This is a genomic window from Pseudotabrizicola alkalilacus (assembly GCF_003443995.1).
GTDB classification, from domain to species: domain Bacteria; phylum Pseudomonadota; class Alphaproteobacteria; order Rhodobacterales; family Rhodobacteraceae; genus Pseudotabrizicola; species Pseudotabrizicola alkalilacus.
The window spans coordinates 55726-79110 of record NZ_QWEY01000004.1 but is presented as its reverse complement, the minus strand read 5'-3'; the positions used below and the strand labels follow the sequence as shown (position 1 = coordinate 79110).

Here is a 23385-nt window from a genome sequence, read left to right as displayed (position 1 = left end):
CGATGGGATCAGTCGACCATAGTTTTGCCATTCTTTGGAACATTGTTTGTTGTATAAAGTTTTAAACGGACCGTTGGCACAACGGGCCAATAAAATAGAGTGAGTGGGATGAAGCATAAGAAGGTTTCGAAAGCGGTCTTTCCGGTCGCAGGTCTTGGGACACGATTTTTGCCCGCAACCAAGTCGATCCCGAAAGAGATCATGACGCTGGTTGACCGCCCTCTGATCCAGTACGCAATCGACGAAGCGCGGGCGGCGGGGATCAAGGAATTCATCTTTGTGACCAGCCGTGGCAAATCCGCGCTGGAAGATTACTTTGACGTCGCCCCCGAACTGGAATCGGCTCTGCGCAAAGCGGGCAAGGACCAGTTGCTGGAGGTGTTGAAAGACACCAACATGGACAGCGGGGCGATTGCCTATATCCGCCAGAACCGGCCGCAAGGGCTGGGGCATGCGGTCTGGTGCGCGCGCCGGCTGATCGGCAACGAACCCTTTGCCGTGCTGCTGCCCGATGACGTGATCGCGGCAGAAAAACCCTGTTTGCAACAGATGGTCGAGGCTTATGCCGAAACCGGCGGCAACATGGTGGCGGCGATGGAAGTGGCCCCGGAAAAGGCCTCATCCTATGGCGTGCTGGACATCGGCAATGACATGGGCTCGATCGTCGAGGCCAAGGGCATGGTGGAAAAGCCACCCGTAGGCACCGCGCCGTCGAATCTGGCGGTGATCGGGCGCTATATCCTGTCGCCGGACGTGCTGACCAACCTGAACAAGATCAAGCAAGGTGTTGGCGGTGAGATTCAGCTGACCGACGCGATTGCCGAGGAAATCGGCAAGAGCAAGGTCTATGGCTACCGCTTCCGGGGGCAGCGCTATGATTGCGGTTCCAAGGCCGGGTTCCTGCAGGCTACGGTTGCCTTTGGTCTGGCGCGCCCTGATCTGCGCGATGAATTCGGGGCCTATCTGAACGATATGGTCGCGCTTCAGAAAGCCGCCCAATAAGGCTTGGCGGTGAAAGGCCCTGTCCAGACGCTGTTGGCGCTTTTGTCTGCGGCTGGGCGGGCCTATGGCCTGCGCATCAGGCGCAGGCGACATCTGTGGCGATCCTTTCGCAGCCGTCACGCGCTGCGCGGGGAGATAGACCGCAGCGGAACCATTCAATCCGGTGACATCCTGTGTTTCATGACGGTCCGGAATGAGGTGCTGCGGCTTCCGCATTTTCTGAGTCATCACCGGAAGCTGGGTGTCGATCATTTCCTGATCGTCGACAATGACAGTGATGACGGCACAGCCGACTATCTGGCCGCCCAGCCGGATGTGTCGCTTTGGCACACAAAGGCCAGTTACAAGCTGTCGCGCTTTGGTATCGATTGGGTGACATGGCTGCAGATGCGGTACGGCCATGGCCATTGGTGCCTGACGCTCGATGCCGACGAGCTGCTGATCTACCCCTATTGGGAAACCCGCAACCTGCCCGCTCTGACCAGCTGGCTGAACGATCAGGGGCTGGCGGCGTTGGGAACAATGATGCTGGACCTCTACCCTGATGGCGCGCTCTCACAAGCGCAGATCGCGCCCGGCGATGACCCTCTGTCGGTGCTGCGCTGGTTCGATCCGGGGAATTACGTGGTGCAAGTGCAGGAGCGTATGGGCAATCTGTGGATACAGGGCGGCCCCCGCGCCCGCTTGTTTTTCACGGATGAGCCACGCCGGGCGCCGACGCTCAACAAAATCCCCCTGGTGCGGTGGGACCGACGCTTTGCCTATGTCAACTCCACCCATTCCATGCTGCCGCCCCGGATGAACGCGGTCTATGCCACGGATGGGGGCGAGCAGATTTCGGGTCTCTTGCTGCACACGAAATTCCTGCCTGAGATCATCAGCAAATCTGCCGAGGAAAAGGCCCGCCGCCAGCATTTCGCCAATTCTGCCTTGTACGACGGATACTATGATACCGTCATTGCCGATCCGGTCCTGCGCTGCCCCACGTCCGAGCGTCTGACCGGATGGCGACGGCTGGAGTCGCTGGGGCTGATGTCACGGGGTGGCTGGATCTGACGCCGCGGCACCGTGGCAGGCGCATGCCAGTCGGGTGAAATTGTTTACTATTTGGCATCAATTAGCTAGCGTGGTGGTCGGAATGCAGGCAAATGAGGGGAAGCAGACACGCGCGGTCAGCTTTCTTTAATCCGCGTTTGCTGTTGTGATCTTCGAGTAGTCAGGGAACGGGTCTCGATCTTGGGTTTGCTGTCGTCATATCGGCTACGTTGGCACCGCAGGCGCTTGCTGATCCGGGCGTGGCTCAGCCGGCGTGACATGACGCTGGTGGCCGACCGCTCTGCCGGGCAAGCCGAAGATGCGATCTTTGCCTTTACCACGCTGCGCAACGAAAAGATCCGGCTGCCCTATTTTCTGCGCTACTATCGTGATCTGGGCGTGAACCACTTTTTCATGGTCGATAATGGCTCCACCGATGGCTCGCTGGAGTATCTTCGTGATCAGCCCGATGTGTCACTCTGGCAAACCGGGGCGAGCTATAAGAAAAGCCGCTTTGGCATGGACTGGCTGAGCCATCTGCTGCGCCGGTATGGTCATGGCCACTGGTGCCTGACGGTCGACCCGGATGAATTTTTTGTCTACCCGTTCTGCGAAACCCGGCCGATCCGGGCGCTGACCGACTGGCTGGACACAACGCAGATCCGCACCTTTGCGGCGATGCTGCTGGATATGTATCCCAAAGGACCGATCACCGATCAGGCGTATCGTGAGGGACAAGATCCGTTCGAGATTGCGCAGTGGTTTGACAGCGGCAATTATCAGATCAGCCGCAACCGCGCCTATGGCAATCTGTGGATTCAGGGTGGCCCGCGCACACGCATCTTTTTTGACGAGACACCGAAAAAGGCGCCGGCGCTCAACAAGATTCCGCTAGTGAAATGGCATCGCTCCTATGCCTATATCAGCTCTACCCACATGATGCTGCCGCGCGGGCTGAACCTTGCCTTTGATGAGTGGGGCGGCGAAAAGGCCTCTGGCGTGCTGCTGCACGCCAAGTTTCTCGACACATTCGCCGCCAAAGCCGTTGAAGAGCTGACGCGCGGCCAACATTACGCCGCAAGTGCGGAATACAAGGCCTATCAGGAGGGGCTGTCCAACCACCCCGAGGTGTGGTGCAAGTGGAGCGAGAAATATATCAACTGGCGCCAGCTGGAGATTTTGGGTCTGATGTCCAAAGGAAACTGGGCGTGAGGGGTTTGGTGGCATGACGGTCGGCTTTGTGATGCTGTGCCACACGGCATTGGATCGTGCTGCTCAGGTCGCGCGCCACTGGGCTGTGCGGGATTGTCCCGTTGTCATTCACGTTGATCGCCGGGTCGGAGCAAAGCCCTATGGCCAGCTGGTCGCTGATCTGGCCGATCTGCCCAATGTGCGGTTTTCGGGCCGCCACGCCTGTGAATGGGGCACATGGGGCATTGTTGCCGCCAGCCAGGAAGCCGCCACGGTCATGTTGCGCGATTTTCCGCAGGTTCGTCACGTCTACCTCGCCTCCGGTTCCTGCCTGCCCCTGCGCCCGGTCGAAGAGTTGCGCGCCTATCTGGATGAGCGGCCAAAGACCGATTTCATCGAAAGCGTCACCACCGAAGATGTCGGCTGGACCATCGGGGGGCTGGATTTCGAGCGGTTTACGCTGCGCTTTCCGTTCAGCTGGCGCAAACAGAAGTGGTGGTTTGATACCTATGTCAAACTGCAGCGCATGGTCGGCTTCCGGCGCAAAATTCCTGCCGAACTGGTACCGCATCTGGGCAGCCAATGGTGGTGCCTGACCCGGCAGACCCTGTCGGCCATTCTGGAACACCCCGAGCGCGGCAAGATCGACCGCTATTTCCAAAAGGTCTGGATTCCCGATGAAAGCTATTTCCAGACTCTGGTGCGTCAGGTCTCCAGCACGGTGGAAAGCCGGTCGCTGACGCTGTCAAAATTCGATTTTCAGGGCAAGCCGCATATCTTTTACGACGATCACCTGCAGCTCTTGCGGCGGTCAGATTGCTTTGTCGCCCGCAAGATCTGGCCCGATGCGGTCAAGCTTTATGCCGCGTTTCTGTCAGATGACCGCAGCCGCCAAGCCGCCGCCGAGCCGAATCCCGGCAAGATTGACCGCTTGTTCGCCAAAGCGGTGGAACGGCGGACAAAGGGGCGGCCGGGCCTATATATGCAAAGCCGGTTTCCGAATGAGAACTTTGAAAACGGGCGCACGGCAGGGCCCTATTCGGTGTTCTGCGGCTTTGCCGATGTGTTTGAGAACTTTGAAATCTGGCTGTCAAAGGCCAGCGGAACCCGGGTGCATGGCCATTTGTTTGCGCCGGACCGTGTGCATTTTGCCGGGGGGGAAACGGTCTATAACGGCGCTTTGTGCGACAGTGCAAAGGTGCGCGACTATAACCCGAAAAGCTTTCTCACCAGCCTGATCTGGAACACGCGGGGCGAACGCCAGTGCTTTCAGTTCGGCCCGGCTGATACCCAGGAATTGAACTGGTTCCTGACGCTCGACGGCAATGCGCAGATCTCGGTGATCTCGGGCGGCTGGGCGGTGCCCTTGTTCCATTCCAACCAGAACTTTGGCGATATCCGGCGCGAGGCGGCGCGTTTGCAAAAGATCGAGCAGGAGTTTCTGAATGTTCTGCGCTCGCCCTATACCAAGGCGCGGGTGCGGGTGTGGTCGCTGGCCGATTTCATCGAAAACCCGATGGAGCCCTTGCAGACCATCATCGACGAGATCGGCCCGCGTCAGGGCCGCCGGCTGAGCGAGGCGCCGCGCATGGCGGACCTGACCGGATTTGGCCAGTTCTTGCAAAATCTGCGCAATCAAGGGATGCAGCCGGTGCTGATGGGTGATTTCCCGGTCGGAGATGACCCGACCCCCAAATCCACGCGCCGCGGGCGCCCCTATCTGGTGAAATGATTGAGCTGATGAAGGACGGGCGTGGGCGGTTTGACAGTTTCGTGATGTTCGCGGAAATGCGGACGGGGTCGAATTTTCTCGAATCCAATCTGAATGCAATGCCGGGCGTCACCTGCCACGGGGAAGTGTTCAACCCGTATTTCATTGGCAAGAAAGATCAGCTGACCTTGTTCGGATACAACCTGGCGGATCGTGAGGCTGACCCGATTGCGCTGATCCGCGCCATGCGGGTGCAAACCACCGGGCTGGCGGGCTTTCGCTATTTTCACGATCACGATCCGCGCGTTTTGCAGCCGGTGCTTGACGATCCGCGTTGTGCGAAAATCATCCTGACCCGCAATCCGGTTGAAAGCTACGTCAGCTGGAAAATCGCGCAGCAGACCGGGCAATGGAAGCTGACCAATGCGAAGAACCTGAAAACTGCGCAGGTCCGCTTTGATGCGGCCGAGTTTGAGACGCATGTCGCATCGCTGCAAGAGTTTCAGGTACAGCTGATGTACGCCCTGCAAGTCAGCGGGCAGACCGCGTTCTACATTGATTACGAAGACATCAATGATCTGGACGTGCTGAACGGGCTGGCCGCGTTTCTGGGGGCCGAGGGGCTGGCTGGGCTTGATGGCAGTCTGAAAAAGCAAAACCCGGAAGAGATCGCGCAAAAGGTGCTGAACCCGGACGAGATGGAACGGGGGTTGGCCCGGCTAGACCGGTTCAATCTGGCGCGGACCCCGAATTTTGAGCCCCGCCGCGCGCCGATGGTGCCGCAGTTTATCGCGGCGCGCACGGCGGGCTTGCTCTATATGCCGGTCCGGGGTGGCCCGGTGGCGCAGGTGACCGGCTGGCTGCAACGCTTTGGCGCGGTTGAGAGCGACTTTACGCAAAAGTCGCTGCGGCAGTGGAAAAAGGCGCGGGTGGGCCATCGGTCGTTTACCGTTCTGGGTCATCCGGTGGCACGGGCGCATGATGCGTTCTGCAGTCAGATCCTGATGGGAGGGTTTGGCCAGATCCGCGAGCAGCTGGTCAAGATCCACAAGCTGGACCTGCCAGCACCGGGCAAGGATTATGCCGATGTGGCGTCGCATCGCGCCGGGTTCATCGGGTTTCTGAAATGGATAAAGCTGAACCTGTCGGGCCAGACCAGCGCCCGTGTCGATGCACATTGGGCCAGCCAGGCGGCGGTGCTGCAGGGCTTTGCCACGTTTCAGGGCCCCGATATCGTGCTGCGGGAGGAGCGTCTGGCAGAAGGGCTTGCCTTTCTGGCGGCAGAGGTTGGGCAAGAGCCCCCCGCCGTGCCCCCTGCGTCCGTACATGATTTCACCCTACTGGCCGAAATCTACGATGCTGAGGTTGAGGCCGTCGCGCGCGAGGCTTACGCGCGCGACTATGTGGCATTTGGCTTTTCGGATTGGCAGGGTCAGCTGCTCAGATAGCGCGTCAGAGTTTTCGCCGTGCCATCTGCCCACAGTGAAGCCAGCGCTAAGGCAAAGGCGGCGGCAAAGCGCGGGTCTTGCCCGGTGTCGCCGTAAATCGCTTTCTGACCGATCCACGCCGAAGGGTCGGACCTGGCCGCCAGTGCCAGAGTCTGCAGGTTGCCCCAATCCGGGTCGTTGGGTTCGATCACCGCACCGCTGTCGGTTGTGCCTGCGCAGTACCGGCACCACAGCGCCGACACCAGCGCCAGACCGTCAATCTTTGCCCCCGCAGCAAGAGCATCGCGCAGCGATGGGATGATGAATTTCGGCTGGCGGTTCGATCCGTCAAAACACAGGCGGCGTTCGGTATCGGCCACCTCTGGGTTGCTAAACCGCTCGCGGATCAGGCTGTAATAGTCGCCCAGATCGGTATCGGGTACCGGCGCGACGTAAGGAATGATCTCTTCGCGCTCGACCTTGTCCAGAAACCCGCTGATCAGCGGATCGGCCATCGCCTCATGCACGTATTCAATATCCATCAGCCCGCCGGGATAGGCGATGGTGGCATGGCCCCCGTTCAGAATACGGATCTTCATCGCCTCATAGGCGTGGACATCATCGGTAAACGTCACCCCGACCTGCTCCAGCGCGGGGCGGCCCATCGGGAAATGATCTTCCAGCACCCATTGACGAAACGGCTCGCAGGTCACGGGAACCGGGTCATCGCCAAGGCCGAACTCTGCCGCCATCGCGCGCTCTCGCGGGCCGGTGGCAGGGGTAATGCGGTCTACCATACCGTTGGGAAAGGCGACATTGGCCTGCACCCAATCCGCAAAGCCGGGGTCCGACAGACGGGCAAGACCCACAATGGCCGATTGCGTGACGTGACCATTGCCGGGCAGGTTATCACAGCTCATCACCGTAAACGGAGCGATACCCGCTGCTTTGCGCGCCCTGAGCGCGGCAAGAAGTGCACCAAAAGCGGTCTGAGGCGCGGCAGGATTGGCGGCATCATGGATGATCTCTGCGGCATCAGGATCGAACTGACCTGTGGCCGCGTTGATGAAATACCCGCCTTCGGTCACGGTCAGGCTGACAATGCGGATGGCGGGGTCGGTCATCGCGGCGATCAGTGCGGCATTGTCCGGCTGCACTTCGATAAACCCGGTCATCGCACCGACCCGACGTGCAGTTCTGCCCTTTGGGTCCAGCTCGATGATCGTCGACAGGCAATCCTGCGCCAGCATCGCATCGCGCATCCGGGCATCGCCGATCCGCACCCCGGCGCCCAGAATGGCCCAATCCTGTGCCAGTCCCATGGTCATCAGATCGTCCAGATACACTGCCATATGCGCGCGGTGAAAGTTGCCCAGACCGATATGCACGATGCCGTGCGTCAGGCTGTGGCGGTCATAGGCGGGCATGGCGACGGGGGAAGCTTTGGTGTTCATCTCAAGCCATCCAGTTTCCGCCATCGACGCCAAAGCACTGGGCGACGATGTAGTTTGCCTCATCAGTGGCGAGGAAAACCGCCATTCCGGTCAGATCAGCGGCTGTGCCCATCCGGCCAAACGGCACCGCGCCCCCCACTTCGTGTTTTTTCTGCCCCGGCGCTTTGCCTTCATATTTCGCAAAGAAGGCATCCACCCCGTCCCAATGTTCGCCATCCACCACACCGGGCGCGATGGCGTTGACGTTGATGCCGTGGGAAATCAGGTTCAGCCCCGCGCTCTGGGTCAGCGAAATCACGGCGGCCTTGCTGGCACAATACACCGCCACCAGCGACTCCCCGCGCCGCCCTGCCTGCGACGCCATGTTGATGATGGTGCCGCCCTGCCCGCGCGCGATCATGTGGCGGGCGGCGGCCTGAGTGCAGAACAGCGTGCCGGAGACATTCACGGCGAACAGATGTTCATAATCGGCCCGGCTGATCTCGGCAATCGGCGCAGCGTTGAACAGGGCCGCGTTGTTGATCAGAATGTCCAGCTTGCCCATCCCGGCAATTGCCGCTGCAAAGCCCGCGTCGATGCTGTCCTGCCGCGTCACATCCATCTGCACCGCCATCGCCTGCGGGCCGAGGCTTTCTGCTGCCTGCGCCACCGCCTCGGCGTTGATGTCGGCCAGAGCCACCCTCGCGCCTTCGGCAATGTAAGCGCGGGCAAACTCCAGCCCGATGCCCCGTGCGGCCCCGGTGATCAGGGCGGTCTTTCCTTGCAATCTCATGCCATTGCCTTTCCATCGGCGCCAAAGCGCAGGATCTTGCCCGGCTGTGGGGACATGCGGATGCTGTCGCCGTGGTGCATCATCACCTCGCCACTGGCGCGCACGGTCAGCGTGCCAAGCGTGCCCGCGTTGACCTTGAGAAAAGTGTCCGAGCCAAGATGTTCGGACAGACCCACCACCCCTTCCCACGGACCATCGCCGCCGATGTCGATATGTTCGGGCCGGATGCCGATGGTGGTGGCGCCATGCTTATCCGCCTCGGCCCCGTCGATCAGGTTCATTTTGGGGCTGCCGATAAAGCCCGCCACGAACAGGTTGGCGGGGCTGCGGTACAATTCCATCGGGCTGCCGACCTGTTCGATACGGCCTGCGTTCAGCACCACGATCTTGTCGGCCATGGTCATCGCCTCGACCTGATCATGGGTCACATAGATCATCGTGGTCTTCAGGGTCTGGTGCAGTTCGCTGATCTCTTGCCGCATCGACACCCGCAGCGCGGCATCGAGGTTCGACAGCGGTTCGTCGAACAGAAACGCCGCCGGTTCGCGCACAATCGCGCGGCCAATCGCCACCCGCTGCCGCTGCCCGCCTGACAACTGGCCGGGGCGGCGGTCGAGGTAAGCCCCGAGGTTCAGGATTTTTGCGGCGTGGCTTACCCGCTTCTCCTGCTCGGCCGGGTCCATCCCGGCCATCTTCAGCGGAAAGGCGATGTTCTTACGCACCGACATATGCGGGTAGAGCGCGTAAGACTGGAACACCATCGCCAGCCGCCGTTTGGCGGGGGGCAGGTCGGTGGCATCCATGCCGTCAATCGAGATGATGCCGCCGGAGGTATCTTCCAACCCGGCAATCAGCCGCAACAGGGTGGATTTGCCGCAGCCCGAGGGGCCGACAAAGACCACGAACTCGCCGTCTTCGACCGACAGGTCGATGCCGGGAATGACATCTACCTCGCCAAAGGACTTGCGCACTTGATTGAGAGTTATCTTGCCCATGATTTTTCCATTTCGCGTCGTCCTCACTTCACCGCGCCAAAGGTCAGGCCGCGCACGAGTTGCTTTTGACTGAACCAGCCAAGGATCAGGATCGGAGCGATGGCCATGGTGCTGGCCGCGCTGAGTTTTGCGTAGAACAAGCCTTCGGGGCTGGAATAGCTGGCGATGAATTGCGTCAGCGGGGCCGCCTGCGATGTGGTCAGTTGCAGCGTCCAGAACGCCTCATTCCAGGCAAGAATGATGTTCAACAGCATGGTCGAGGCGATGCCGGGCACCGCCATCGGCGTCAGAACATACAGGATTTCCGACTTCAGGCTGGCCCCATCCATCCGCGCGGCTTCCAGAATCTCGCCGGGGATTTCCTTAAAATAGGTGTAGAGCATCCAGACCACGATCGGCAGGTTGATCAGGGTCAGCACGCCGACCAGCCCGATCCGACTGTCCAAGAGGCCAAAGTCGCGGAACAGCAGATACATCGGCACCAGCACGCCAACGGCGGGCATCATCTTGGTCGACAGCATCCACATCAGCAGATCTTTGGTCCGCCGACCTGGCACAAAGGCCATCGACCATGCCGCCGGAATGGCAATGGCCAGAGCGATCACGGTCGACCCGACCGACAGGATCACCGAATTCCAGAAGTGGCGGCCATAGTTCGACCGTGCCTGCACATCGTGGTAGCTTTGCAGCGTCCAGTCGCTGAACAGCACCTGCAGCGGAGTCTTGATCGCATCGCCTTCGGATTTGAAGCCAAGGATGATGATCCACAGGATCGGGAAGAAGATCAGGAACCCGATGCTCCACGCAGCTATGGTGACAACGGCCTTGCGGGTGTTTGAGGCTTTGCGGGCCATGTCATGCCTCCAGATTCTTGCCGATCATCCGCATCAGGAAGATCGCAACGATATTGGCCAGAATGACCGCGATGATGCCGCCCGCCGATCCACCGCCCACGTCGTAATTCAGCAGGGATTGCGCATAGACGAGGTAGGTCAGGTTGGTCGATGCCGTGCCGGGGCCGCCATTGGTGGTCACCAGAATTTCAGCAAAGACCGACAGCAGGAAAATGGTCTGGATCAGGATGACAACGGTGATCGAGCGGGTCAGATGCGGCACAGTCAGATAGACAAACCGCTGCATCCAGCCTGCGCCATCCATTTCGGCTGCCTCTTGCTGTTCGCGGTCCAGCGATTGCAGCGCGGTCAGCAGGATCAGCGTGGCAAAGGGCAGCCATTGCCAGGCCACGATCAGGATGATCGAGGCCAGCGGCGCATGTGACAGGAAATCAAACGGTTGCAGGCCAAGCGATTTGGCGATGTGGGCGAAGATGCCGTTCACCGGGTTCATGAACATGTTCTTCCACACCAGCGCCGATACGGTGGGCATGACAAAGAACGGTGCAATCACCAGCACCCGCACGATGCCCTGACCCCAGAACGGCTGATCCAGCAGCAGCGCCAGCAGGATGCCACCGACCACGGTGATGCACAGGACCCCCAGCACAAGGATCAGCGTGTTCGACAGGGCCGACCAGAACGCGGGCTGGTTGATAAAGTAGTAGTAATTTTCAAAGCCAACGAACGTCTCCATCCCCGGCATCAACAGGTTGTAGCGCAGGAAGCTGAAGTACAGCGTCATCCCCAGCGGGACGATCATCCACAAAAGCAGCAGGATGACGGCGGGAGACAGCATCAGACGCGCAGCAGTCCGGGAATGGGCGGTTGCCATCGGCTTGGTCCTTGGTCGGGAATTGCGGGGAAGGGGGTGCCGGGTGGAGGCACCCGGCACCAGTCTGTGATGCCGGGCTTGCAGCCCCGGCACCACGGGAGAGGCTGGTTACTTGATGTAGCCAGACCGCGTCATTTCCGTCGTCACCAGCGTCTGTGCCGCGGCGAGGGCGGCTTCGGCTGTCATCGTGCCAGCAAGGGCGGCACTGAACTGTTGGCCAACGGCGGTGCCCAGCCCCTGAAACTCGGGGATGGCGACGAATTGCACGCCGACATACGGCACCGGGTCAACCGTCGGGCTGTTCGGATCCGCCGAGTTGATGCTGTCCAGCGTCATCTGCGCAAACGGCACCTTCTGGTATTCCGGGTTGGCATAGAGCGACGACCGGGTTCCCGGCGGTACATTGGCCCAGCCTTCTTTGGCTGCAACAACTTCCAGATACTCTTTCGATGTGGCCCAGGCGACAAACGCCTTGGCTGCATCAACCTTTTGCGTGCCGGCTGGAACGCCCAGCGACCAGGCCCAAAGCCAGTTGCCGCGCTTGCCTTTGCGGGTATCGGGGGCGAGGGCAAAGCCGACCTTGTCGGCCACGGTCGAATCCGTCGGGTTGGTCACAAAGGAAGCGGCCACAGTGGCGTCAATCCACATGCCGCATTTGCCTTGCTGGAACAGCGACAGGTTTTCGTTAAAGCCGTTGTTCGCGGCACCCGGAGGGCCGTAATCGTTCAGCAGCGCCAGATAGTCGGTCAGCGTTGCTTTCCATGCCTCGCCATCGAACTGTGGTTTCCAGTTTTCATCAAACCAGCGCGCGCCGTAGCTGTTCGACATCGCGGTCAGGAACGCCATGTTCTCGCCCCAACCGGCCTTGCCGCGCAGACAGATGCCGTATTGCTCGGCCGATTTGTCGGTCATTGCGGCGGCGGCGGTCTTGATCTCGTCCCAGGTCGGGGCGTCCGGCATGGTCAGGCCCGCCGCTTCCATCAGGTCTTTGCGATACATGACCATCGACGACTCGCCGTAGAACGGTGCTGCATACAGCTCGCCATCGACGGTCAGCCCGCCCCGGATTGCGGGCAGCAGGTCGTCCACGTCATATTCGGCGGGCAGATCGTTCAGGCTGACCAGCCAGCCTTGCTTGCCCCAGATCGGCACTTCATAGGTGCCGATGGTCAGCACGTCGAACTGGCCGCCCTTGGTGGCGATATCTGTGGTCACCCGCTGGCGCAGAGCGTTTTCTTCCAGCGTCACCCATTCCACCTTGATGTCGGGGTGTTTGGCATAAAAGTCATCCATCAGACCTTGCATGCGGATCATGTCGCCGTTGTTCACGGTGGCCACGGTGATGGTGGTTTCGCTCATGGCGGCTCCCGCCAGGGTCAGCGAAACCGTCGCGCCAAGCAGCGCGCGGAGTGTGAGTGTCATTGGTATCCTCCCTGTCAGCGAATGAGCAAATCATCGCTTGATGGGCAATTACTCACATCTAGCCCCGATCCGTCAAGCCCCCTCATCCGCCGCAGATGCAAAGCGGTCAAAGTGCCAGTATTGTCCGAGCAGTGACCTCGTCAGTGATCAGACCATTGATAATGCGCGACTTCAAAGCGGCGCAGATCGCCGGAACCTTGGATGCACCCGCAGCAATGCCAATCGCCGGGCGATCAAGTTTCTGCTCCACCCGCACCCCGCCGGTTCGGGTATTGGTGCCGACATCCAGATACTGACCGTCCGAATCAAACACCCAGCCCGCCACCTCGCCCGCAGCGCCAGCGGCGCGCATCTGGTCCAGCTCGGCGCGGGTCACGAACCCGTCAGCCAGCAGTGGCGCATCGTCAGACATCTGCCCGACGCCGACAAAGACCACATCGGCGCTGCGGGCCAGATCAGCCACCCGCTTGACCGGACCCAGCGCGCGGAACGCGTCACGCTCGGCACTGGTGGGGGAAATCACCGGCACCAGCATCGGGTAATGCGGGGCGCGGACCTTGTCAGACACCCGCATGATCACATCGAAAAAGCTGGCCGATCCGTCGGGCGCAATATTGCCGATCAGCGACACCAGACGGTGATGGGCCGCATCCAACGGGGCGACGGCATCCACCATGCCGCGCAGCGCCCGCCCGGTTCCCAGCGCGATGGTCAGCGGCTCGGGCAGGCGCAGCACCCGCTCCAACTCGGCGGCGGCGGCGGGCGCGATGGACAGCACCGGGTCAGCCCCACCCAGCGACGGCGATACCCGGCAGCGGCCCAGACCAAAACGGTCGCGCAAAGCCGATTCCAGATCAAGGCACGCCCCGATCCGGTGGTTCAGCCGCACGTGGATCAACCCATCCGCCATCGCCTTGGCCACCAGCCGCTGCGCTCGCTGGCGGCTGATGCCCAGTTCAGCCGCGATCTGATCCTGGGTCATGCCGCCGACATAATACAGCCAGCCGGCCCGGGCGGCGTCATCCTGTGGGGTAGGGTCGCTGTGCTCGATCCGGCTCATTGCTTCTGCGCCTCCGGGGCCATCTGAAAGAACTCCGCAAATGAGGTAAAGCGCAGATCCGGGCGGGCGCTGGCACTATCTGCCAGATCAAGCCCGGTCATATGGCTGCCGCCGGTAAACTGCCAGACCTCCATACCCGCTGCACGGGCTGCGGTCACACCAGTCAAACTGTCCTCGATCACCAGACATTGCTCTGGCGCAAAGCCCATGCGCTCGGCGGCAAACAGGAACAGATCGGGCGCCGGTTTGCCACGCGCCACCTGACTCGCGGTAAAGATCCGTGCGCCCAGCCGGTCCCACAATCCCACCAGCCGCAACGACATCTCTGCCCGGCGCGGGCTGGATGAGGTGGCCACACAGCAGGGCACCGCAAGCTGCTCGATCACCTCAGCCACATGCGGCATGATCTTGAGTCCGGCCCGAAAGCCTTCGAGCAGCCGGTCGCGGTAATCGTCTTCAAAACTGGGGGGCAGGTCCAACCCGAACTCGGCCCTGATCTGCGCCATCACCACCGGATAGCTGCGGCCCAGAAAGTGCCGCGCGACATAGGGCAGATCAATCACCACGCCGCGCGCGGCCAAAGCCTCGATCAGCATCCGTGCGCTGATGATCTCGCTGTCGATCAGCACGCCATCACAGTCAAAGATGACAAGACCGCGGCTCATACGGGAGTCAGGCCGCTTGAGGGGCGCGGGATTCGGTCAGGATCGCATGCAGCTTTGCCGGGTCTGTGTTGGCGCGCAGCTTGGTAACTACGCTTTGATCACGCATCGTGCGGCTGACCAGCGCCAGCGCCTTGAGGTGATCGACACCCGAATCCTTTGGCGCAAACAACCCAAAGATCAGATCGACCGGCTGGCGATCCACGCTGTCATAATCCAGCGGCTTTTCCAGACGAATGAAGACGCCCACGATCCGGTCAAGATCTTCCAGCCGCGCATGCGGCAGCGCGATGCCATGGCCCACACCGGTCGGGCCAAGGCTTTCGCGTTCCTGCAAACCGTCCACCGCAATGGCCGCCGTCAGCCCGTAGCTGGAGGCGACCATCTCTCCCAACTCCTGAAAGAGACGCTTCTTGCTGGTGATCTGCCCGACGACGCGAACGGCGCCGGGCGTGAGTAGCTTTGCTAGTTCCATGGACGGTCGTGTTCCCGAACAGCCCTTGGCTGCCCTTACTTGCTGTTACGCGGGTCGATCCAGCCTATGTTGCCGTCATCACGACGATAGACCACATTCACCCCGCCGTGCCCTTCGTTGCGGAACACCACCATGCGTTGCCCGCCAATCTCCAGCTGCATCACGGCTTCACCGACGGTGATCGAAGGAATCTTCGTCTCCATCTCGGCGATCACGATCGGCTGGAGGCTGTCCGGCTCCACATCTTCGGCGTCCTCAGTCGGGGCGAGGATATACGAGGATGCCCCGCCAAATTCAACAGGTGTCGTACGGGCAGAGTGGTGGTTGCGGATCCGGCGCTTGTAGCGGCGCAACTGCTTGTCCATCTTTTCGCGGCAGGACTCAAAAGCCGCATAGATTTCAGTGGCATGGCCCTTGGCCTGTGCGGTCAGTCCGGTGGAAAGATGGATCACGGTTTCGCACACATATTCATGTGCCACGCGGGAAAAGACGATAACGGCCTCGGTCGGGCGTTGGGCATATTTCTCGACCACTTCACCAAGTTCCGACTTTACGTGAGTCTGAAGGGCTTCTCCGATGTCGATCTGTTTTCCACTGATCTGATAGCGCATGATGTCTCCTCCGCGCGGCTTCTTGCTCTGGCACCGGGCAGAGTGCCCGTGACCAAAGGTCTTCTCTCTCTGACATGGGGGCCTGTGGCGCATCTGCAAGGTGGCGGGGCCGGAAGGCGGCCGCAGGGCAGGCTTGGCACAGGGCGGGTCTTTGCACGCATCACGGGTATTTGGCGACAGGCGGGCCCGGCTTGTCAACCGAAACGTCACTCAAATGTCATCTGACAAAGGTCACGAGATGCGGAAATTCTGTCCCAGATAGACGCGGCGTACCGTTTCGTCGCGTACCACCTCATCCGTGGTGCCGCTCATCAGTACATGACCATCGTGCAGAATATAGGCACGATCCACAATTTCCAGCGTTTCCCGGACGTTGTGATCGGTGATCAGCACCCCGATGCCACGCGATTTCAGATCATGCACCAGACTGCGGATTTCTCCCACCGCGATCGGGTCCACCCCGGCAAAGGGTTCATCCAGCAGCAGATATTTCGGGTTGGCCGCCAGACAGCGGGCAATCTCTACCCGGCGCCGCTCTCCGCCCGAGAGCGCCAGCGCGGGCGCGCGGCGCAGGTGGGTGATCGAAAACTCGCTCAGCAGCTCTTCGAGCCGTTCGCGTTGCTTGTGGTGGTCAAGATCGGTGATCTCCAGCACCGCAAGGATATTGTCTTCGACCGACAGTCCCCGGAAAATGCTGACTTCCTGCGGCAGATAGCCGATGCCAAGCCGGGCGCGCCGATACATCGGCAGGGCGGTCACATCCTTGCCGTCGATGATGACCTGTCCGCCCTCGGGCGTGACCAGACCGGCAATGGCGTAAAAGCACGTGGTCTTGCCCGAACCGTTCGGACCCAGCAGCGCCACGACCTCGCCCCGGCTCAGATGCATCGACACGTCGCGGATGACCGGACGCTTCTTGTAGCTCTTGCGCAGTGACCGGATCACAAGACCCGCACTGCCCTGGGTGACGGAAAGCGACGGGCTGGGGGTCAAGGCGCTTCACCGGGCTGAAAGACGGTCTTGACCCCGCCGGTCATGGTGCCGGTTCCGTCTTGCAGGTTCACGGTCAGTTCCTGGCCTGAAATCGCAGCACGACCCTGGGTCAGCAAGACATCGCCGGTCATCACCACAGTGCCGCTGGCAATGGTATACACCGCCTCTGACGCCTCGGCGGCATCAGTCGGGCTGACAAGGGTGACATTCCCGGTCGCGATCAAACGGTCAATGCCATCGCCATCGCTGGTGTATTCCACCCGGATATTCTCTGCGGTCAGACGCATATCCCCCTGTTTTGCCATCACATTGCCGGTAAACACCGCCGCCCCGCTGCCCTGATCTACCGACAGCGAGTCAGAGGTCACCTCGACCGGCAGCGAGCTGTCCTGTTGCAATCCGCCAAAGCGGATATTGGCCTGTTGCGCAACGGCGGGAAGCGCAAAGACTGCGGCAAGACAAAGGGCGCGCAAGAACTGGTACATGTGTTGCCTGTGGGAAAGGGGCGTGTGATCAATTTGCCGGTTGGTATATCAGCTTCACGTCGCCATTGAAAACCAGAAGATAGCGGCCCTCGGTCCCCGCCTCTTTTGTCAGCCGCATACTGTCGGCGGTGACAATGCCGGCGGGCCCGGTGGCGGTGACATCGCTGGGCAGCAAAATGTCGGTGGCATCCATCGCCGCGCTCAGCGTGTCCCCCTGAACTTGCCAGCCCGAAGATGACGTTACCGTCACCCCGCCCGATAGCAGGATCTGCCGGGTCGCGGAGTCGATCCGGCCCGCCCCTGCCACAAGTTCGGTCCGTGCGCCGTCCGGGGTTTCCAGCACGCCGTTCAGCACCGTCGCGCTGGCCCCCGCGCCATCGGTCACAGCAGGCCGCGCCTCTTCGCCGGTCACCGTCAGCGCTGCGCCGTCATTGGTCAGTCCTGCATAGGTAGGGGCGGTCATGCGGGGTTCGCGCAGGCGCTCTTCCACATCGACCTCTGCATAGGGAATAGCATCATCAGGGTTGATCGTGCGGGCCACCAGAAACAGCGTCGACAGGATGACAAGCGCCAGCAACGGCAGCACAATCTTGAGCCAGCCGATCAGCCGCGAATGGATGTCCGTTTCGATCATGGGGGCTCTGCTCATTCAGTCCAAGGCTACAGGCAGCGGCGGATTCGGCCAACCGCCAGCTTTGCCCCTTCGGCGGCAGCCCGCTTAGTGGTGAAAGATATCGGCAGGTTCCGCCCAGCCCATCAGGTCCAGCTCTGCCCGCGTTGGCAAAAATGCAAACAGCCGGTTGGCCAGATCGGTGCGGCCTTCACGTTCCAGCCGCTTTTCCAACTCGGCTTTCAGCGCATGCAGGTACAGCACATCCGATGCCGCATAATCCTTTTGCGCTTCGGTCAGGGTCTGTGCGCCCCAGTCGCTGGTCTGCTGCTGTTTGGACACATCCACGCCGACCAGTTCCAGCAGCAGGTACTTCAGACCATGCCGGTCAGTAAAGGTGCGGATCAGCCGCGAGGCGATCTTGGTGCACCACACCGGCTGAGTCGTCACGCCAAACGCATTTTTCAGCGCGGCGATGTCAAAACGGCCAAAGTGGAACAGTTTCACCGTGTTGGGGTCGGTCAGCAAACGCTCCAGATTGGGGGCGCTGGTCTGGCCAAGCGCGATCTGCACCAGATGCGCATCGCCGTTGCCATCCGACAGTTGCACGACACACAGCCGGTCCCGCCGGGGATCAAGGCCCATGGTTTCGGTATCAATCGCCACCACCGGGCCAAGGGAAAGGCCATCGGGAAGGTCGTTCTTGTGCAGGTGAATCGTCACGCGGTGGCCCCTTTGAACATGATGTGCCGCCTTAGCAGGCCGCGGCACAAATGAAAACGGCCGTCCCGAAGGACGGCCGTTTTGAATTTGGTGCCCAGAAGAGGACTCGAACCTCCACGCCTTGCAGCGCTGGTACCTGAAACCAGTGCGTCTACCAATTCCGCCATCTGGGCGATGGTGTAGGCGGCTTCTATGCGGCCAGTGCGGGGGTGTCAACGGGGAGAAAAGCGGTTTGTTGTAAAAAACTCAAACCAGATGCGACGGCCTTTCATCTTGCCCGTGAAGGGTGTGAAAGCTATGGAAGTTGCAGGTTTCGTCAGGCCAAAAGGGGTCGCGCGCATGAGCAAGCTTGTCACCATCTACGGCGGTTCGGGTTTCGTCGGTCGCTATATCGCACGCCGCATGGCCAAAGAGGGCTGGCGCGTGCGCGTGGCGGTGCGCCGTCCCAATGACGCGCTGTTCGTCCGCCCCTACGGTGTGCCCGGTCAGGTCGAACCTGTGCTGTGCAACATCCGTGATGATTCCTCGGTGCAATCGGTGATGACCGGCGCGGATGCCGTGATCAACTGCGTCGGCATCCTGAACCGGTCTGGCAAGAACACCTTTGATTCGGTTCAGACGCAGGGGGCCGCCCGCGTGGCCCGCATCGCGACTGAATTGGGTGTGCCGCATCTGGTGCAGTTGTCTGCCATCGGGGCCGACACGGCCAGCCCAAGCGACTACGCCCGCAGCAAGGCCAAGGGCGAGGCGGCGGTTCTGGCCGCCTATCCGTCAGCTGTGATACTGCGCCCTTCGGTGATCTTCGGCACCGAGGACCAGTTCTTCAATCGCTTTGCCGGCATGTCTACCCTGACGCCGATCCTGCCGGTTGTTGGTGCCAATACCCGCTTTCAGCCGGTTTATGTCGATGATGTCGCCCAGGCCGCTGTGCTGGCAGCCAATGGTCAGGCCACGCCCGGTATCTACGAGTTGGGTGGCCCCGATGTCGCCACCTTCCGCGATCTGATGGCAAAAATGCTGGGCGTGATCCAGCGTCGCCGTCTTGTGGTGAACATTCCGTTCTTTGCCGCCCGATTGATGGGCGGCACGTTTGATCTGTTGCAGACGCTGACCGCAGGCCTGTTCGAAAACAAGATGCTGACCCGCGATCAGGTCAGAAACCTCGCGCGCGACAATGTGGTGGCCGATGGGGCAAAGGGCTTTGCCGATCTGGGCATTGCGCCAACCTCCATCGATTCTGTTCTGCCCGAATATCTGTGGCCCTACCGCCCGTCGGGCCAATATGCGGCCATCAAGCGGTCAGCAAAGAACCTGAAGAAAGCCTGATACTGTGGACAATATCTTTCTCGCTGCCCTTCTTGGTCTGCTCGAAGGGCTGACCGAGTTTATTCCGGTGTCTTCGACCGGGCATCTGCTGCTGGCCGGTCATTTTCTGGGCTTTGACAGCCCCGGCAATACCTTTGAGGTGGTGATCCAGCTCGGGGCGGTGCTGGCGCTGATCTCGCTTTATGCGGTGAAGCTGACCGGGCTGGCGCTGCGGGCGCGGACCGATCCGGCGGCGTTGCGCGCGCTGATGTCGCTGCTGATCGCGTTCCTGCCCGCCGTCTTTATCGGCCTGCTGGCGCATGACTTTATCAAGACGGTGCTGTTTGAATCGCCGATGCTGATTGCCGTGATGCTGATTGTCGGCGGGGTTATCCTGCTGGTCATCGACCGCATTGCGCCGCCGCCTGTGCATTTCGACGCAATGGAACTGCCGCTGCGCAAGGCGCTCATTGTCGGGTTTTGCCAGTGTCTGGCCATGGTGCCGGGGGTGTCGCGCTCGGGGGCGACGATTGTGGGCGCTTTGATGCTTGGTGTGGAAAAGCGGGCAGCGGCAGAGTTTTCCTTTCTGCTCAGCTTGCCCACGATGGGGGCAGCCGTTGCCTACGATCTGTTCAAATCCCGCGATTTGCTGGATTTTTCGGCGGTTGCCGATATCGCCGTGGGTTTTGCCGTGGCCTTTCTCACCGCGATCATTGTCGTGCGCTCGGTGTTGGGGTTCATTGGAAAACACGGTTACGCGGTGTTTGGCTGGTGGCGAATCACTGTCGGAACACTTGCGTTGATCGGGCTTTGGGCGGGGGCGTAACGGATTGGGTATCACTTACTGACCTAATTTTTGAAAAAAATGTCAACACGGCTGACCAAAGTGATGAAAAAGCGCAAATAAGGTCAGCATTGCTGACTTTTATTCCATCCGGGCCTTGGGTATGAAAGCGAACCCGATATCCGCATGGGAGACGCAGCCTTGGCCACGCAGAAAATGCTCAAATTCGTGACCGTCGCCAAAGAGACGCCGGAAAAGCGCCCGCCTACGTTGCGCAATCAGGATTTCCATGAGATTTACCGCGAGTTCGCGGCAGAGAAGGCGGCAGAGCAGGCCGGGCGGTGCAGCCAGTGTGGTGTGCCCTATTGCCAGTCGCATTGCCCGTTGCACAACAACATCCCCGACTGGCTCCGCCTGACCGCCGAGGGTCGTCTGGAAGAGGCTTATGAGCTGTCGCAGGCCACCAACACATTCCCCGAGATCTGCGGTCGGATCTGCCCGCAAGACCGGCTGTGCGAAGGCAATTGCGTGATCGAACAATCGGGCCATGGCACCGTGACCATCGGCTCGGTCGAGAAATACATCACCGATACCGCCTGGGAAAATGGCTGGGTCAAGCCGATCAAACCCGCTGTGGAGCGCGCCGAAAGCGTCGCCATCATAGGCGCAGGCCCCGGCGGTCTGGCCGCGGCTGACGTGCTGCGGCGCAAGGGCTATCAGGTCACCGTCTATGACCGCTATGACCGCGCGGGGGGGCTGATGACCTATGGCATCCCCGGTTTCAAACTGGAAAAGCCGGTTGTCATGCAGCGCATCGAACAGCTGGAGCTGGGCGGCGTGAATTTTGTGCTCAACTGCTCGGTTGGCGTTGATATCAGCTTTGACGCGATCCGGGGCCAGCACGATGCGGTGCTGATCGCGACCGGCGTGTATAAATCGCGCGACATCGAGGCCCCCGGCGTGGGTGCGCGTGGCGTGGTCAAGGCGCTGGATTACCTGACCGCCAGCAACCGCAAAAGCTTTGGCGACGACGTGCCGGAGTTCGACTCGGGCGAGCTGAACGCGACCGGCAAGCGTGTGGTGGTCATCGGCGGTGGCGACACGGCGATGGATTGCGTGCGCACCGCGATACGGCAGGGCGCCACATCGGTCAAATGCCTGTATCGCCGCGACCGTGCCAATATGCCCGGCAGCCAGCGCGAAGTGCAGAACGCCGAGGAAGAAGGCGTTGAATTCGTGTGGCTTTCCGCACCCAAGGGCTTTACCGGCGGTGAGGTGGTTGAGGGCGTGATGGTGCAGAAAATGCGCCTTGGCCTGCCCGATGCCACCGGCCGTCAGATGCCTGAACTGATTGAAGGTGCCGACTATGTTGAAGGCGCTGATCTGGTGGTGCAGGCGCTGGGGTTTGAGCCCGAGGACGTCCCGACGCTTTGGGGCGTGCCGGATCTGGCCGTGACCCGCTGGGGTACCATCAAGGCCGATTTCCGCACCCATGCCACCAGCCTGCCGGGCGTTTACGCGGCGGGCGACATCGTGCGCGGGGCGTCGCTGGTGGTCTGGGCGATCCGTGACGGGCGTGAAGCGGCGGATGCGATCATGGGGTATCTGGCGCAAACCGGGGCTGTGGCTGCTGAATAGGCGGGTATGGTTGGCGTATGATCCGTGTTTGGCAGACGTATGGCAGGCATATGGCAAGCAAAACCGTCAGGGAAATGGACGCAGGTCAGCATGGCTGACCTGATCGGAGGGCTGGATTGATGTTGAAACACGTTCTGATCGTCGCGGTCTTGCTGCCGGTCCCTGCCTTTGCCGGGTCATTCAGCCCGCCCGAAGGCTGTACCACATTCATGACCGTGCAGGCGCGGCAGTGCCGGGTGTCGAACCACTACAAATGCAGCGCCGATGCCCCCGGCGATCAGTGGCGCGCTGACTTTGACCAGCAGGGGCCGTTCTTTCTGAGCCGGATCAACCATGAGGCCGAATGGGTCGAAAGCTATGATCTGGGCCAGACCGCCGTGCGCCAGACGCTGGACCCTGATCCGTCGGATCCGGCGTCATTCTCTGAGCTGCTGGCGTCGGGCACCGATACCTTTGCCTTCAACCTCAGCCGCGACAATGGCGAACAAACGCGGGTCAACGGCTTTGACACACTGACCGGGCGCACCTTTACCATTGATGGCGTAACGCTGTCGGAAACCCAGTTCGAATTCACCGAAAGTGATCAGAACGGTGTGATCCTGCGGCAGTCGCGCGGCAATGAATACATTCACCCCGAGATGCGCCTGTTCTTTTCCGGCCCGTCGGAATGGCGCGGTCCCGAGGGGGATTTCCTGCCGATGGATGGCAGCCCGGTCAAATTCCTGTTTCCGGATGATCCCGGCTTTGCCGCGACCGAGCCGCTGTTTGACTGCGACCCGCTGATGACGCAGGCCGCCCCGGAGGCAGCCCCCATTCCGGTGGCTTTCAAATGAGCGCGCAGGCTGAGATGCCGGTGGCAGACAGCCGCACCGGTGGCTGTCTGTGCGGTGCCGTCCGCTTTACCGCCAAGCTGGAAACCCACATCTTTGGCGCCTGTCATTGCGAGATGTGCCGCCGTTGGGCCGGCTCTGCCCTGTTGGCGATCACCGTGCCATCGGCCAATATCGACTGGCAGGGTGCAGAGCATATCGCCACGTTGCAAACATCCGACTGGGCCAAACGCGCCTGGTGCGCGCGCTGCGGATCGGGGCTGTATTACATGGTCACTGCCGAAGGCCCTTACTTCGGCAATACCGAACTTCTCATCGGTCTGTTCGATGACGCGAACGGCCTCACGATGCAGTCTGAAATCTTCTTCGATCAAAAGCCCGACAGCTTTGCCTATACGGGCGAGACCAAAAAAATCAGCCGTGCCGAAACGCTTGCGATGTTCGGCGCTGACGCCAACCCAGAGGAGTGAGC

The 23385-nt window shown here is 60.9% G+C and carries 24 protein-coding genes and 1 tRNA gene; 10 read left to right on the top strand and 15 right to left on the bottom strand.

What is annotated here, in order from left to right:
• Nucleotides 1-108 precede the first annotated feature (108 nt).
• The 5 genes from galU to D1012_RS09140 all read left to right on the top strand — a co-directional run bounded on the left by galU (nt 109) and on the right by D1012_RS09140 (nt 6387).
• Nucleotides 109-1002, top strand: coding sequence for a UTP--glucose-1-phosphate uridylyltransferase GalU (gene galU / locus D1012_RS09160; protein WP_118151364.1), 894 nt, complete (start codon nt 109-111; stop codon nt 1000-1002).
• A 9-nt stretch (nt 1003-1011) separates the two neighbouring features.
• Entirely contained in the window at nt 1012-2058 is a 1047-nt protein-coding gene (locus D1012_RS09155; protein ID WP_233517069.1) for a glycosyltransferase family 2 protein, read from the top strand.
• 180 nt (nt 2059-2238) lie between these two features.
• Nucleotides 2239-3249 carry a glycosyltransferase family 2 protein gene (locus tag D1012_RS09150; RefSeq protein WP_118151362.1) on the top strand — a complete coding sequence of 337 codons (1011 nt, stop codon included), beginning with the start codon at nt 2239-2241 and terminating at the stop codon, nt 3247-3249.
• Between the two features lie 13 nt (nt 3250-3262).
• Nucleotides 3263-4960, top strand: coding sequence for a DUF5927 domain-containing protein (locus D1012_RS09145; protein ID WP_118151360.1), 1698 nt, complete (start codon nt 3263-3265; stop codon nt 4958-4960).
• An 8-nt stretch (nt 4961-4968) separates the two neighbouring features.
• Nucleotides 4969-6387 carry a nodulation protein NodH gene (locus tag D1012_RS09140; protein ID WP_118151808.1) on the top strand — a complete coding sequence of 473 codons (1419 nt, stop codon included), beginning with the start codon at nt 4969-4971 and terminating at the stop codon, nt 6385-6387.
• Here D1012_RS09140 and D1012_RS09135 read toward each other — a convergent pair.
• The 15 genes from D1012_RS09135 to D1012_RS09065 all read right to left on the bottom strand — a co-directional run bounded on the left by D1012_RS09135 (nt 6372) and on the right by D1012_RS09065 (nt 18529).
• Nucleotides 6372-7820 carry a mannitol dehydrogenase family protein gene (locus D1012_RS09135; RefSeq protein ID WP_118151358.1) on the bottom strand — a complete coding sequence of 483 codons (1449 nt, stop codon included), beginning with the start codon at nt 7818-7820 and terminating at the stop codon, nt 6372-6374. The two genes, D1012_RS09140 and D1012_RS09135, sit on opposite strands and share 16 nt — an antisense overlap.
• 1 nt (nt 7821) lies before the next feature.
• On the bottom strand, nt 7822-8592 hold the full coding sequence (locus D1012_RS09130) for an L-iditol 2-dehydrogenase (RefSeq protein ID WP_118151356.1): 771 nt from the start codon (nt 8590-8592) through the stop codon (nt 7822-7824).
• Nucleotides 8589-9587 (bottom strand): ABC transporter ATP-binding protein, encoded by a 999-nt coding sequence (locus tag D1012_RS09125; RefSeq protein ID WP_118151354.1) that lies wholly within the window; start codon nt 9585-9587, stop codon nt 8589-8591. Before D1012_RS09125 ends, D1012_RS09130 begins: the two co-directional genes overlap by 4 nt.
• A gap of 23 nt (nt 9588-9610) precedes the next feature.
• Nucleotides 9611-10441, bottom strand: a complete 831-nt coding sequence (locus D1012_RS09120) for a carbohydrate ABC transporter permease (protein ID WP_118151352.1) — start codon at nt 10439-10441, stop codon at nt 9611-9613.
• A gap of 1 nt (nt 10442) precedes the next feature.
• Nucleotides 10443-11315 (bottom strand): carbohydrate ABC transporter permease, encoded by an 873-nt coding sequence (locus D1012_RS09115; RefSeq protein WP_118151350.1) that lies wholly within the window; start codon nt 11313-11315, stop codon nt 10443-10445.
• A gap of 108 nt (nt 11316-11423) precedes the next feature.
• Entirely contained in the window at nt 11424-12737 is a 1314-nt protein-coding gene (locus tag D1012_RS09110; RefSeq protein ID WP_118151348.1) for an ABC transporter substrate-binding protein, read from the bottom strand.
• A 106-nt stretch (nt 12738-12843) separates the two neighbouring features.
• Nucleotides 12844-13797 carry a sugar-binding transcriptional regulator gene (locus tag D1012_RS09105; RefSeq protein WP_118151346.1) on the bottom strand — a complete coding sequence of 318 codons (954 nt, stop codon included), beginning with the start codon at nt 13795-13797 and terminating at the stop codon, nt 12844-12846.
• On the bottom strand, nt 13794-14462 hold the full coding sequence (locus D1012_RS09100) for an HAD family hydrolase (protein WP_118151344.1): 669 nt from the start codon (nt 14460-14462) through the stop codon (nt 13794-13796). Before D1012_RS09100 ends, D1012_RS09105 begins: the two co-directional genes overlap by 4 nt.
• Nucleotides 14463-14469: 7 nt before the next feature.
• Nucleotides 14470-14934, bottom strand: a complete 465-nt coding sequence (locus D1012_RS09095) for a PTS sugar transporter subunit IIA (protein WP_118151342.1) — start codon at nt 14932-14934, stop codon at nt 14470-14472.
• Between the two features lie 35 nt (nt 14935-14969).
• On the bottom strand, nt 14970-15545 hold the full coding sequence (hpf, locus tag D1012_RS09090; protein ID WP_118151340.1) for a ribosome hibernation-promoting factor, HPF/YfiA family: 576 nt from the start codon (nt 15543-15545) through the stop codon (nt 14970-14972).
• Nucleotides 15546-15776: 231 nt separating this feature from the next.
• A complete protein-coding gene (gene lptB, locus D1012_RS09085) occupies nt 15777-16538 on the bottom strand; it encodes an LPS export ABC transporter ATP-binding protein (RefSeq protein ID WP_118151338.1) in 762 nt (253 codons plus the stop codon).
• Nucleotides 16535-17023: a lipopolysaccharide transport periplasmic protein LptA gene (gene lptA, locus D1012_RS09080; RefSeq protein ID WP_118151336.1), complete on the bottom strand. Its 489-nt coding sequence runs from the start codon at nt 17021-17023 to the stop codon at nt 16535-16537. The genes lptB and lptA overlap by 4 nt, the downstream gene beginning before the upstream one ends.
• Nucleotides 17024-17051: 28 nt before the next feature.
• Complete coding sequence (locus D1012_RS09075) at nt 17052-17657, bottom strand: hypothetical protein (protein ID WP_118151334.1); 606 nt, start codon at nt 17655-17657, stop codon at nt 17052-17054.
• 84 nt (nt 17658-17741) lie between these two features.
• Nucleotides 17742-18356, bottom strand: a complete 615-nt coding sequence (locus D1012_RS09070; RefSeq protein ID WP_118151332.1) for a ribonuclease D — start codon at nt 18354-18356, stop codon at nt 17742-17744.
• An 88-nt stretch (nt 18357-18444) separates the two neighbouring features.
• Nucleotides 18445-18529: transfer RNA gene (locus D1012_RS09065), tRNA-Leu, on the bottom strand.
• A 166-nt stretch (nt 18530-18695) separates the two neighbouring features.
• On the opposite strand from D1012_RS09065, the gene D1012_RS09060 reads away from it, so the two are divergent.
• The 5 genes from D1012_RS09060 to D1012_RS09040 all read left to right on the top strand — a co-directional run bounded on the left by D1012_RS09060 (nt 18696) and on the right by D1012_RS09040 (nt 23383).
• Nucleotides 18696-19682: a complex I NDUFA9 subunit family protein gene (locus D1012_RS09060; RefSeq protein WP_118151806.1), complete on the top strand. Its 987-nt coding sequence runs from the start codon at nt 18696-18698 to the stop codon at nt 19680-19682.
• A gap of 4 nt (nt 19683-19686) precedes the next feature.
• Nucleotides 19687-20487, top strand: coding sequence for an undecaprenyl-diphosphate phosphatase (locus tag D1012_RS09055; protein ID WP_118151330.1), 801 nt, complete (start codon nt 19687-19689; stop codon nt 20485-20487).
• Nucleotides 20488-20646: 159 nt separating this feature from the next.
• Nucleotides 20647-22083 carry an NAD(P)-dependent oxidoreductase gene (locus tag D1012_RS09050; protein ID WP_118151804.1) on the top strand — a complete coding sequence of 479 codons (1437 nt, stop codon included), beginning with the start codon at nt 20647-20649 and terminating at the stop codon, nt 22081-22083.
• A 119-nt stretch (nt 22084-22202) separates the two neighbouring features.
• Nucleotides 22203-22916 carry a hypothetical protein gene (locus tag D1012_RS09045; protein ID WP_118151328.1) on the top strand — a complete coding sequence of 238 codons (714 nt, stop codon included), beginning with the start codon at nt 22203-22205 and terminating at the stop codon, nt 22914-22916.
• On the top strand, nt 22913-23383 hold the full coding sequence (locus D1012_RS09040) for a GFA family protein (RefSeq protein WP_233517068.1): 471 nt from the start codon (nt 22913-22915) through the stop codon (nt 23381-23383). The genes D1012_RS09045 and D1012_RS09040 overlap by 4 nt, the downstream gene beginning before the upstream one ends.
• The last annotated feature ends 2 nt before the right edge of the window (nt 23384-23385 follow it).